This is a genomic window from Bradyrhizobium sp. USDA 4341, from assembly GCF_054063755.1.
In genome coordinates this window covers 9,666,601-9,679,021 of record NZ_JBSSGO010000002.1, presented here as the reverse complement: position 1 = coordinate 9,679,021, position 12,421 = coordinate 9,666,601, and the positions used below count along the sequence as shown (strand labels likewise).

The 12,421-nt window shown below is 63.6% G+C and carries 11 protein-coding genes; 7 read left to right on the top strand and 4 right to left on the bottom strand.

Annotation, left to right across the window (positions count from 1 at the left end):
- Positions 1-134 precede the first annotated feature (134 nt).
- Both ACVIGB_RS50760 and ACVIGB_RS50755 read right to left on the bottom strand, forming a co-directional pair.
- Positions 135-374 (bottom strand): hypothetical protein, encoded by a 240-nt coding sequence (locus tag ACVIGB_RS50760; protein ID WP_092112999.1) that lies wholly within the window; start codon positions 372-374, stop codon positions 135-137.
- 122 nt (positions 375-496) lie between these two features.
- Positions 497-958 carry a MarR family winged helix-turn-helix transcriptional regulator gene (locus ACVIGB_RS50755; protein ID WP_092112995.1) on the bottom strand — a complete coding sequence of 154 codons (462 nt, stop codon included), beginning with the start codon at positions 956-958 and terminating at the stop codon, positions 497-499.
- Between the two features lie 182 nt (positions 959-1,140).
- Here ACVIGB_RS50755 and ACVIGB_RS50750 point away from each other — a divergent pair, with 182 nt between their 5' ends.
- From ACVIGB_RS50750 to ACVIGB_RS50740, 3 genes are read left to right on the top strand one after another with little or no spacing between them, the layout of a single operon-like run.
- A complete protein-coding gene (locus ACVIGB_RS50750) occupies positions 1,141-2,310 on the top strand; it encodes an efflux RND transporter periplasmic adaptor subunit (RefSeq protein ID WP_456723567.1) in 1,170 nt (389 codons plus the stop codon).
- Positions 2,307-5,453: a multidrug efflux RND transporter permease subunit gene (locus ACVIGB_RS50745; RefSeq protein ID WP_456723568.1), complete on the top strand. Its 3,147-nt coding sequence runs from the start codon at positions 2,307-2,309 to the stop codon at positions 5,451-5,453. The genes ACVIGB_RS50750 and ACVIGB_RS50745 overlap by 4 nt, the downstream gene beginning before the upstream one ends.
- Positions 5,454-5,511: 58 nt before the next feature.
- On the top strand, positions 5,512-6,078 hold the full coding sequence (locus ACVIGB_RS50740) for an invasion associated locus B family protein (protein ID WP_456723569.1): 567 nt from the start codon (positions 5,512-5,514) through the stop codon (positions 6,076-6,078).
- Positions 6,079-6,203: 125 nt separating this feature from the next.
- Here the strand turns inward: ACVIGB_RS50740 and ACVIGB_RS50735 are convergent, their stop codons facing one another.
- Positions 6,204-8,489, bottom strand: a complete 2,286-nt coding sequence (locus tag ACVIGB_RS50735) for an arylsulfatase (protein ID WP_456723570.1) — start codon at positions 8,487-8,489, stop codon at positions 6,204-6,206.
- 117 nt (positions 8,490-8,606) lie between these two features.
- Here ACVIGB_RS50735 and ACVIGB_RS50730 point away from each other — a divergent pair, with 117 nt between their 5' ends.
- A complete protein-coding gene (locus ACVIGB_RS50730; protein ID WP_456723571.1) occupies positions 8,607-9,251 on the top strand; it encodes a TetR/AcrR family transcriptional regulator in 645 nt (214 codons plus the stop codon).
- Between the two features lie 23 nt (positions 9,252-9,274).
- Here ACVIGB_RS50730 and ACVIGB_RS50725 read toward each other — a convergent pair whose 3' ends face one another.
- On the bottom strand, positions 9,275-9,682 hold the full coding sequence (locus tag ACVIGB_RS50725) for a GNAT family N-acetyltransferase (protein ID WP_456723572.1): 408 nt from the start codon (positions 9,680-9,682) through the stop codon (positions 9,275-9,277).
- Positions 9,683-10,011: 329 nt separating this feature from the next.
- Between ACVIGB_RS50725 and ACVIGB_RS50720 the strand changes: the two genes are divergently transcribed.
- From ACVIGB_RS50720 to ACVIGB_RS50710, 3 genes are all read left to right on the top strand, one after another.
- A complete protein-coding gene (locus ACVIGB_RS50720; RefSeq protein WP_456723573.1) occupies positions 10,012-11,277 on the top strand; it encodes a site-specific integrase in 1,266 nt (421 codons plus the stop codon).
- Between the two features lie 79 nt (positions 11,278-11,356).
- Positions 11,357-11,713 (top strand): hypothetical protein, encoded by a 357-nt coding sequence (locus ACVIGB_RS50715; RefSeq protein WP_456723574.1) that lies wholly within the window; start codon positions 11,357-11,359, stop codon positions 11,711-11,713.
- 15 nt (positions 11,714-11,728) lie between these two features.
- Complete coding sequence (locus tag ACVIGB_RS50710; RefSeq protein WP_456723575.1) at positions 11,729-12,403, top strand: hypothetical protein; 675 nt, start codon at positions 11,729-11,731, stop codon at positions 12,401-12,403.
- The last annotated feature ends 18 nt before the right edge of the window (positions 12,404-12,421 follow it).

The window sequence follows — 12,421 nt, the reverse complement described above, 5'->3', positions numbered from 1 at the left end:
TGCGATCAGCGCCACAATTGGCTTGAATCGCCCCAATTCAAAGCGATTCTAATCTGTCGTTTGAAATCGTTCGAAACTTGAGTTTTTAAGCGTTCTAATAACGGTTCTAAATTGGTGCCCATGCGCCTGCGCGATCATTCGGCGCTTGGCGGCTTCATCAGCGAGAACAGCTCGTCGATGGTCCGCTGCGCGACCTGCCGCACGCGGTCGCTGTTCTCGAGGCCGGCGATATTGACGCCGTCGACGACCGCTTTGATCTCGTCGCGGAAGTCGGTGAGAAAACGCAGCGGGTCACGCTGCTCGTTGGCGACGCGCGCGATCAACCCGGTGACCAGGATCTGGCACGCCATCATGCGCCCGTTCAACTCGTCCATCGCTAACCTCATCCTGTCGCATCGTCGCTGCGCGATATGAACGACATCCCGCGGCGTTTCAACCGCGTCGCGCAAATTGCATCAGGTGAACGGATGGAGAGCAGGTCGCGGCGAGGCTCGCGCTATTTCGCGGCGATGTGCGCGGCATCCTCGTCGAGCGCCTTGATGCGATCCTTGACCTCGCGCAGCGTGGCCAGTCCGCTCTCGACATGTTTGTCCGATACGTCACGGAGCACGTCGCCGGCGATCGCATCGCGCAGACTGTCGAGATCGTCAACGAGACGGCGCCCGCTCTTCGTCAGGAACAGCCTATTGGCGCGGCGATCCCGGGGATCGGGACGGCGTTCGAGCAGGCCATGTTCGACGAGCCGGTCAAGCAGCCGCACCAGCGAGATCGGCTGCAACTCGAGCACGTCGGCAAGGTCGACCTGGGACAGTCCTTCCTGTTCGCGCAGGCGGAACAGCACGATCCATTGGGCCCGCGTGGTGCCTCGCGCCTTGGCGCGATGATCGATATAGTTGCGCAGCAGGCGGGAACTCTCGACGAGCTGCGCAATGAATTGGCGTTTGAGATCGAGCGACATAGGGGTCCTCGGTGCGTTTCCCAGACGGAATGTTTCTGCTCGTTTCTGGCCTAAACCTTTCCAAATGTTTAGGATTCTCAAGCCTTGGTGTGTTTACACATTAAGTGCACGCATATTATATCCGCAAGCTCTGTGAACCGTTTCGATCACCCTTTATTGTTACGTCGAGCCCAAGAGTCCGCATGTCAAAGTCACGCACCATCGGTTGGGTTATAGTGATCGCTGCGGTCGGCGCGGCCGGGTATTTCGGCTGGCAGAAATACACGAGCAACCAGCAGGCGGCCGAAGCCGCGCAGAAGCGTTCCGCCCAGCGCCCGGCCGTACCGGTCAAGATCGCGCCGGTCGAGAAGGCCGACTTCCCGGTCTACCTAACCGGTCTCGGCACGGTGCAGGCATTCAACACGGTCCAGGTCCGCACCCGGGTCGACGGCCAGATCACCAAGCTCGGCTTCAAGGAAGGCCAGTTCGTCAAGGCGGGCGACACACTGGTCGAGATCGATCCGCGGCCCTATCAGGCGACGCTCGACCAGGCCAAGGCCAAGAAGGCCCAGGACGAGGCCAATATCGCCAACGCCAATCTCGACCTGCAACGCTACACCAAGCTCGGCGAGTTCGCTACGCGCCAGCAGCTCGACACACAGCGCTCCACCGTGGCCCAGCTCACGGCCCAGATCGCGGCCGACGACGCTGCCATCTTCAATGCCCAGACCCAGGTCGACTACGCCACCGTGAAGTCGCCGATCGACGGCATCGTCGGCCTGCGACTGGTCGATATCGGCAACATCGTCAACGCCTCGGCGGCGACCGGCATCGTGACGATCACCCAGATCGAGCCGATCACGGTGATCTTCACCGCGCCGGAAGACCAGCTGCCCGACATCAAGGCGGCACTGGCGGTGGCGCCGCCCAAGACCATTGCCCTGACCACCGACGGCAAGCGGGTGCTGTCCACCGGAACCCTGGCGCTGATCAACAATCAGGTCGACACCACCAGCGGGACTGTCCGGCTGAAGGCGGTGTTTGATAACAAGGACCATGCGCTGTGGCCGGGCCAGTCGGTCTCGACCCGGCTTCTGGTCAGAACCTTGAAGGATGCCACCGTCGTCCCGGATGACGCGGTGCAGCATGGCACCGAAGGCCTGTACGCGTATTCAGTCAATCAGGAGAACAAGGCCGAGCTTCGCAAGCTCAAGGTCAGCCAGTCGATCGACGGCAAGTCGGTGATTGAGGATGGCCTGTCGCCGGGACAGCAGGTGATCACCGCGGGCCAGTACAAGGTCTCGCCGGGAACCCTGGTGACGACGGCGGTGGCGAGCACGGACCAGTCCCAGTCGAAGGTTACGCAGGAATGAGCGACGGAATTTCCGCACCATTCATTCGCTTCCCAGTCGGCACCTCGCTGCTGATGGCCGGCATCCTGTTCGTCGGCCTTGTCGCCTATCCACTGCTGCCGGTCGCGCCGCTGCCGCAGGTCGACTTCCCCACCATCCAGATCACCGCGACGCTCCCGGGCGGCAGCCCCGAGACAATGGCAACTTCGGTCGCCCAGCCGCTGGAGCGCCAGTTCGCGCAGATCCCCGGCATCGCGCAGATGACGTCGACGAGCTATCTGGGCACGGCGTCGGTCACGATCCAGTTCGACCTCAACCGCTCAATCGACGGCGCCGCCAACGACGTGCAGGCCGCCATCAACGCCGCCAGCGGCCAGTTGCCGAAGAACCTTCCCTCGCCGCCGACCTATCGCAAGGTCAACCCGGCGGACGCGCCGATCATGCTGCTGTCGGCAACATCGGACACGCTGCCGCTGACCACGGTCAGCGATTCCGTCGACGCCCAACTTGCCCAGCAGATCAGCCAGATTTCCGGCGTCGCGCAGGTCATCATCGGCGGCCAGCAGAAGCCGTCGGTTCGCGTCCAGATCGACCCGGCCAAGCTGGTCGCGAAAGGCCTATCGCTAGAGGACGTCCGCGCCGCGATCAACATCGCGACCGTCGACAGTCCGAAGGGTAACATCGACGGCGCCACCCGTGCCTACACCATCTATGCCAACGACCAGCTGCTCACGGCGGACCCGTGGAACGACGTCATCATCGCCTACCGCAACGGCGGTCCGCTTCGCATCCGTGACGTCGGCAAGGCCGTCACCGGGCCCGAGGACGCCAAGCAGGCCGCTTGGGCCAACGGCAAGCGCGGCGTGTTCCTCGTCGTGTTCAAGCAGCCCGGCGCCAACGTCATCGACACCGTCGACAAGATCAAGGCGACGCTGCCGAGGCTGGTGGCGGCGATCCCGCCGGCGATCAAGATCGAGGTCATCTCCGACCGCACCACAACGATCCGCGCCGCAGTGGAGGACGTCCAGTTCACCCTGCTCCTGACCATTTTCCTGGTCGTCATGGTGATCTTTGCCTTCCTGCGCAGCTTCTGGGCGACCGTCATCCCTGCCGTGACGGTGCCGCTGGCGCTGCTCGGCGCCTGCGCGCTGATGTGGGTGTTCGGCTACACGCTCGACAATCTGTCTCTGATGGCGCTGACGATCGCGGTCGGCTTCGTGGTCGACGACGCCATCGTGATGCTGGAGAACATCAGCCGCTACATCGAGGAAGGCGAGAGGCCAATTGCCGCCGCCTTCAAGGGTTCCAAGGAAATCGGCTTTACCATCGTCTCGATCAGCATCTCGCTGGTCGCGGTGCTGATCCCGCTGCTTTTGATGGGCGGCATCATCGGCCGCCTGTTCCGCGAATTCGCGGTCGTGCTGGCGATGACGATCTTCGTCTCGATGTTCGTGTCGCTGACGCTGACGCCGATGATGGCCTCGCGCTTCCTGCGCGCCCACAATGAGGAGAAGCACGGCCGCTTCTACCAGCTCAGCGAACGTGGCTTCGACGCGATGCTGCGCGGCTATCAGAGCGGGCTCGACCTCGCGCTGCGCTGGAAGTTCACGACCCTGATGATCTTCTTCGCGACGCTGGCGCTGTCGATCTACATGTTCGTCATCATCCCGAAGGGCTTCTTCCCCCAGCAGGACGTCGGCCTGATCACCGCGACCTCGGAGGCCAGCCAGGACGTTTCGTTCGCTGAAATGAAAGGCAAGCAGGAGGAGCTCAGCAAAATCGTCATGCAGGATCCGGGCGTGGCGACGGTGGCGATGGCGATCGGCGGCAGCGGCCGCGCCGGCAACAACGGCAACATGTTCATCACGCTCAAGCCGCTGAACGAGCGCGATGCCAACGCGCAGCAGATCATCGCCCGGCTGCGGCCGAAACTGGAGAAGGTGCTCGGTGCCCGGCTGTTCATGCAGGCCGCGCAGGACGTCCGCCTCGGCGGCCGCCCGACCCGCACCCAGTTCGAGTTCACGCTGCAGGATGCCGACCTTTCCGAACTGAACCAGTGGGCGCCGAAGATTCTCGGCAAGATGCAGACGCTGCCGCAGCTGCGCGACGTCGCCACCGACCAGCAGACCAACGGCACCACACTCGAGCTGAAGATCAACCGTGACACCGCCTCGCGCTACGGCATTCAGCCGCAGCTGATCGACGACACGCTCTATGACGCGTTCGGCCAGCGCCAGGTGACGCAGTACTTCACCCAGCTCAACAGCTACCACGTCATCCTCGAGGTGCTGCCGGAGCTGCAGGGTTCGGTCGACACGCTGAACAACATCTACATCAAGTCGCCGCTGACCGGCGAACAGGTGCCGCTGTCGACCATTGCGAAGTGGACCACGGTTCCGGTGCGGCCACTGTCGATCAGCCACCAGGGCCAGTTCCCGGCGATCACCATCTCGTTCAACCTGGCGCAGGGTGTCGCGCTCGGCCAGGCCACGGACGCAGTGCAGAAGGCCATGGTCGACCTTGGCGCGCCGCCGACCCTGAGCTCAAGCTTCCAGGGCACCGCGCAGGCGTTCCAGCAATCGCTGTCGAGCGTGCCGCTGTTGATCCTGGCGGCGCTCGTGGTCGTCTACCTGATCCTCGGCATTCTCTACGAGAGCTACATCCATCCGATCACCATTCTGTCGACGCTGCCCTCGGCCGGCGTCGGCGCGCTGGCGATCCTGATGGCCGCCGGCTTCGACTTCTCGCTGATCGCGCTGATCGGCATCATCCTCCTGATCGGCATCGTGAAGAAGAACGGCATCATGATGGTCGACTTCGCGATCGCCGCCGAGCGCGATCAGCACATGGAGCCGGTGGCGGCGATCCGCCAGGCCGCCCTGCTCCGCTTCCGCCCGATCATGATGACGACGATGGCCGCGATGCTCGGCGGCGTGCCGCTGATGCTCGGAACCGGCACCGGCTCCGAAATCCGCCAGCCGCTCGGCTACGCGATGGTCGGCGGCCTGATCGTCAGCCAGGCGCTGACATTGTTCACGACGCCCGTGGTTTATCTCTATCTCGACCGGCTCTCCAACGCGTTTGCGAACTGGGGCCGTTCGCCGCCCGCCGACCACGATGCCGACGATGGCGAGGATCGGTCGGTCAAGCAGGCTGCTGAGTGACTTGACTTTTGCCCGCATACCGGCACACCCGAAAGATGTTCATTTCGGAGCCGGTATCGTGAAGATTGTCGCAAAGTCACTTTTCGTCCTGTTCACCGTGTTCGGTCTGGCTGATCTTGGCCACGCCCAGGTCCCCAAGGGCAAGAATGCGCCCGCGCCCGCGCCGGTTCCGGCAGCTGCTCCCGCGGCTCCTCAAGGAGACGCCCCATCCGGGAACAATACCGGCTGGGTAGCGCGCTGCACCAGCGCGAGCCGCGACGCGCCGCTCGAATGTGCGATGGAGCAGACCGCCGTGCTCACCAAGACCGGCCAGCTCATCGTGCTGGTCAATATCCGCGTTCCCGGCGACACCCGCGCGCCGGTTGCGCTGATCCAGCTTCCGCTCGGGCTGAACCTGCCCGTCGGCGCCAAGCTGCAGGTCGACGACGGCAAGGCCGTCGACGTGCCGATCCAGACCTGCGAGGCGCGCGGCTGCTACATCAATGCGCCGATCGCGGCCGACGTCCTGACCCAGCTGAAGTCGGGCAAGCAGCTCAAGGTGTCGTTCCAGAATCTCGGCAAGGAAACCATCAGCATCCCGATGCCGCTCGCAGATTTCGCGACGGTGTATGACAAGATCAAGTAAGGCGCGGATCTCCCCCGTCATTGCGAGCGGAGCGAAGCAATCCATCGCGCCGTATAACAGAGACATGGATTGCTTCGTCGCTTCGCTCCTCGCAATGACGTGCGCCATCATCGGTGACCCATCGTCTACTGCCGCGCCATCTGCGCATTTCCCACGCCGTCGCCATCGAGCTTCTGGTCGTCATGCATCACGACCGTCACCTGCAACAGCCTGCCGGTGAATTCGAACGGCGCGGCGTAGTGCGAGACCGGACTGCCGCGATCGCGTCCGATATCGAGCCCGGACCATGAGATGAAATTGTGGAAGCCGAGCTGGGTCTGCATCGATCCCACCGGCTCGCCGTCGATCGTCAGCGTGTATTCGGTGACGCCGGTCCGCGCGCCCTTGGCCGGCGGCTCCTTGCGCAGCAGCCGCTCGACATGCACGCCGAGCCGCTGCGCGCCCGCGGGCACCTTGCGGCTTGAGGTGACGAGTTCATGGCCGCCGCCGACGTTCAGGTCGTGCACCAAAAAGCCATCCTTGATGTAGAGGCTGTAACCCGAGGTGGCGTCGCCATGTGCGATCAGCACGCCGCTCGCGCCCTCGGCGATCTCGACATGCGCCTCGATCGTGTAGCTGCGGCTGCGGACATCGGGCGCGACGTCGGTCGGCACGTGGCCCATGCCGGCATGAAAGGTGAACCTCGTCCGCGCGCCGTGAAAGCGCGCCGCGTTCTCGGCAAAGCGCGGCCCAAAACGATCGTCGAGCGGCAGCACGTTGTGCGCTTCGGCCTCGCTCCACCACAGTTTTGTCATCCGCTCCAGACGCTCGGGTTCCTTCGCTGCGAGGTCATCGACCTCGGAGAAGTCCTGATCGAGATGATACAGCTCCCATGTGTCGTTCTCGAACGGCGTACCGGAGGGATGAAACGACACCGCCTTCCAACCGTCCTTCCAGAGACCGCGATGGCCGAACATCTCGAAGTACTGCGCCGATATCTTCGACGGCGCCGCGGCGTCGTCGATCGACCGCGCAAAACTCTCGCCTTCCAGCGGCATCTGCGGACAGCCCGCGATCTCGGCCGGCGCGGAGATCCCGATCAGATCGAGTAGCGTCGGCGTCAGGTCGGAGGCGTGCACGAACTGATGACGCAGTTCGCCTTTGGCCTTGATGCGCTTCGGCCAGCTCATCACGAAGGGATCGCGGATGCCGCCGCCATGGGTGTTCTGCTTGTAGCGCCGCAGCGGCGTGTTCGAGGCCATCGCCCAGCCGTGCGGAAAGTTGGAATGCGTGTTCGGCCCGCCGATGTCGTCGATCCGCTGCAATTTCGCCGGCAGCGGCTCGGGCCGGAAGTTGTACGGTCCCATCGCGTTGACGAAGCCGAGCGGCCCGCCCTCCTGGCTCGCGCCATTGTCGGACATCACGATGACCAGCGTGTTGTCGCGGATGCCGGCCTTGTCGAGAAAAGCGATCAGCCGGGCCAGATGCCGGTCGGCGTGGTCGAGCATGCCGGCATAGGCCGCCTGCAACCGCGTGAACACGCGCTGCTCGTCGGCGGAATGCGCGTCCCACGCCTTCACGCCGTCGTTCCTTGCCGGCATCCTGGTGGCTTCCGGCACCAGCCCCATCGCCTTCTGCCGCGCCATCCGCTGCGCGCGCTCGACCTCCCAGCCATGGGCAAAGGTTGCATCATAGCTCTTGATGATATCGGCAGGCGCCTGATGCGGCGCGTGGCAGGCGCCGGGCGCAAGCCAGGTCAGCCACGGCAGATCGGGACGATCGGCCACGTGATCGGCGATGAAGCGGATCGATTGGTCGACCAGATCCGACGTCAGATGATAGCCGCTCTCGTATGTGCCCGGAGGATCGATCTGCGTGTTGTCGGACACGAGCTCCGGCGCATATTGATCGGTCTCGGCGTCGAGGAAGCCGTAGAAGCGGTCGAACCCGCGTCCGAGCGGCCAGCCGTCGAACGGACCGGTGGCGCCGCTCTCGGTCAGCGGCGTGACGTGCCACTTGCCGACCATGTAGTTGCGATAGCCGTGCTGGCGCAGCATCTCGGCAAGCGTCCCCGCCTCGCGCGCGATCTTGCCGCGATAACCGGGATAGCCGGAATCGAAATTGGCGAGGCAGCCGACGCCGACGGAATGATGGTTGCGCCCGGTGAGCAGCGCCGCGCGCGTGGTCGAGCACATCGCGGTGGTGTGGAAACCACTATAGCGCAGGCCCTCGGCGGCGAGCCGGTCGATGGTCGGCGTCCGGATCGGTGAGCCGTAGCAGCCGAAATCGGAGAAGCCGACATCGTCGAACAGCACGACCAGGATGTTCGGCGCGCCGGCCGGCGGCTGGCGCGTGTCAGGCCACCACGGCTTCGAGGTAGCAACCGTCTTGCCGATGCTGCCGCCGAACGGCGACTGGCGATGCTCGCTCATGGCGCTCTCCCTGTCCTCGCCGCGGCTGACCCGCCGCCCGTTCCGGCACGATGCGGCCGGATTGCTTTAAATGATAATCCGAATTATGATTATGAAAATCAGGAGACGCGAGCGCAAATGCCGCGGCTTTCAGCCCAGTTCGATCTTCCCGGCGTCACCCCTTCGCGCCAGAAGCGCAGTCGCGAGACGACGCTGGCGCTGCTTGAAGCCGGCGCCGAGCTGTTGCGGACGCGGACCCTTGCGGAGCTGTCGATCGAAGCCCTGTGCGGCAAGGTCGGCGCCACAGTCGGCGCCTTCTACAGCCGCTTCGAGAGCAAGGAAGCCTACTTCAACGCGCTGATCGCGCTGGCGGCGCAGGACGGCGCGGGGCATCTCGCCCGGATGGACAGCCCCGCCGGCAATCTTGCGCTCGACGACCTCTGTCGCCGCGTCGTGTCGGGCGTCATCGGCTGGATCCGCGCCCATGAAGGCGTGCTGCGCGCCGCGCTCCAGCACGACGACACCAGGCCGGACAAGTGGACCACCTTCAAGAGCCTTGCGCGCGCGACCACCGAGCACGCCACCCTGCTCCTGCTGCCTGCGATGGGCAAGGGCCGCAAGGCGGCGAAGACCCGCGCCATCGCCTTCGGCTTCCAGGTCGTGCTGGGCACGCTCGTCAACGCGATCCTCAACGATCCCGGCCCGCTCTCGCTCCGCGACAGGGAGATCGAGCAACGGCTAGCCGATTGCCTCGCGCTGCTGCTGAAGGCGGAGATCAGATAGCGGCGGCGGGCGTTGCCCGGCCGCTATCGTTCGCGCTTGTAGAGAAACGCGTTGTCCGGCTGCGGCATGCCGATGGTCTTGTAGAACCCGATCGAGTCGGGCGCCGACAGCAACAGGCACATCGATTCAGGTCCGACGTGGCGCCGGGTTTCCGCGATCAGGCGCTTGCCGATGCCATGCCCCTGATACTCTCGATCGACGGCAAGGTCCGACAAATAGCAGCAATAGGCGAAATCGGTCAGCGCGCGCGAGACGCCGACGAGCCGGTGCGCCTTCCGCGCCGTCACGATCAGGTTCGCATTGGCGATCATGCGCGCCATGCGGTCGGCATCCGCCAGCGGCCGCCGCTCGCCGAGGCCCGACTGGCGCAGCACCTCGATGAACTCGTCGACGCCGATCGACGGCTCGCGGGCATAAAGAATTTCGTCCATCACCTAAACCTCTGTCGCAACAGGCCGCACCACAGGCGCGAGACCATGGTGGATTATGCCGGGCTAATCCACACTGGACGCCGTGATGGCACGAGCCACCTCACGTCCGGCACGCCATCGGGAGCCGGCCGGAACGAGCAATCATCGGGATTTCAGAGGATGGTCGGGGCCACGGAGGCAGATTGGCTGGGGAACCTGGATTCGAACCAAGACAAACAGAGTCAGAGTCTTCTATCGCATATTGAATTCATTCAGTAATTCAGCGATATGTTGCGCTTTTGTTGCGCCTCCTATATACTCCCGCCTAATCGCGCGATGGAGCCGAGACCATGTCGATCAGGAAACGGGTTTGGATCACAACGGCCGGCGAGCAACGCGAAGCCTATGTCGTGCAGTATTCGATCCCGGAGTTGGACGCCCGTGGCAAGCGAAAGCGCGTCATCAAGACATTCGATCGGAAAAAGGACGCCGAGGCATTCCATGCCCAGGTTCGGGTTGACCTTGGAAAAGGAACCCACGTCCCCGCCTCAAAGAGTCCGACTGTCTTAGAAGCGGGTCGCAACTGGATTGATGCCTGCGCCGATCTTGAGCGCACAACCCGAGACGGCTACCAGCAGCACCTGCGCGACCACATCAACCCTTACCTTGGCGGCCTTAAATTGTCCGCGCTGACTGTGGCGGTCGTTAGGGACTGGCAAGACCGGCTACGGAAGGGTGTCCCGGCCCCCGGTCAGTCCGAAACGGCGCCTCGATCCGCGGACATGGTCAAGCGCGTCACCGGCTCGCTCGGATCCTTGCTCGCCGATGCCCAAGAACGGGGACACGTTGGCCAGAACGTCGTGCGCAGCCTCAAGGCCAACCGGAAGCGAGGAAAAGAGCGCAAGGCTGAGCGCCGCGCCAAGGGCAGACTAAAAGTCGGCGTCGACATCCCCGCCCCTCAGGAAATCGAGGCGCTGCTGCGCCGCGCCGACGGACGTTGGCGGCCCTTCCTGCTCGTGGCGATCCGGTGCGGCCTGCGCGCGTCGGAATTGCGGGGTCTGCGTTGGCAAGACGTCGATCTAAAAAAGGGTGAGTTGCACGTTCACCAGCGTGCGGACGCGTATAACGAAATCGGCCCGCCCAAGTCCGAAGCCGGCGACCGATCGATTCCTATTCCGCCGACAACGCTACAAGCACTTAAGGAATGGAAATTGAAATGTCCGCGCACCCCAGATGGAGCGCAGCACTTCGTATTTCCAAATGGGATGGGAAAGGTCGATTCGCACGCCAACATCATCAATCGCGGTCTAATCCCGACGATGATTGGCGCTGGCGTGACGGCGCCAGTTTTGGACAATGAAGGGAAGCCGGCCCGCGATCAGGAAGGCAAACCGATACTGACGGCAAAATACACCGGCCTTCATTCGCTGCGGCACTTCTTTGCAAGTTGGTGCATCAATCGCAAGGTCGACGGCGGACTCGAATTACCTCTGAAGGTCGTGAGCGAACGGCTCGGGCATTCGAACATCGCGATCACGGCCGACCTTTACGGCCATCTCTTTCCTCGCGCCGACGACTCGGCGGAATTGGCGGCAGCCGAAGGGGCTTTTGGTTAGTAACGAAGAATTAAGATCAGTGCCTCAGGCTAACGGGTACTAGACAAGTAGTCCTCTGTGCCGACGCCGGGATGGCGTCATGGGGCAAATGCCCTGGCCGGAACAAAACGAAAGTCGAACGGCAAGCGGGATGCGCGCCGAGAGCAGCACAGAAATTGTGCTCGCCTCAGGCGCGTTTTTTATTGCCCTGCAGCGAGCCTTCCAAACGGAGACTCGTATCTTGCCGAGCACCGAGAACGTCAGTTCCAGATCTCCCAACGATCAATTCGTTTGGGGCGCAGCCGCCATCGCGCCGATCATCGGTCGCAGTGAGAAAGGCGCGTTCCACGCGCTTGAAAGCGGACGCGTACCTGGCGCGAAGAAGGTTGCGGGCCGGTGGGGTCTGCATCTCCCAACCTTCACCAGCCATTTCGTCGAGCCCGCCGCCGCGGCCTAACCCCACAGGAATCCCATGCCCAGCTACCTCGACCACATGAATTCGATGATCGCCGCAATGCCGGACGGCGTGGCCAAGTCAGCCCTCGACCGCGTCGTGAAGATGCACGGCGACATCGAGGCGACCAAGGCCAACGTGCACGGCAACGCCGATCTGAGCGCACAGGGGAAGCGCAAGGAAGCACAAGCTTTCATGAGCAAGCGCGCCCATGAAGTGATCCGCGCCAAGAGGACCGCAGACCGCTTGGCAATCCATCTCAACGAGAAGCGCGCCAAGATTCAGCTTCCCGCGATCGATAAGACTGACGCAGCCAGCGCGGCGCTCCGCGGCCAGGTCCGCGACCGTCTCGCCAGCAAGTCCGCGCCAGAGCTGCGCGCCTTGATCCCAAGCATGTCCTTTCTATTCCTACAGTCGATCCTTGAGGCGCCCGAGCTGGTCGGCGTCGACCGCGCGACAATCGATGCGGTGCGCGATCGCGCCATCGATCTTGTTCATCCGGGCGCCCTGGCCGAACTGGACGCAGAGCGCGAGCGCGTTCGCCTGCTGGCCAATGCGACCGCCGCACTGTCGGAAGCCGCCCGCGATATCGCCGATCTGCCGAACGGGGCCGCCCTCGACAACTTCCTGAACGAAACCGTGCCGGATCAACGTCACATCGAAGCCGACATCGAGCGCTCGCTCGCCGCGTAACCCAACCAAACGGAAAGA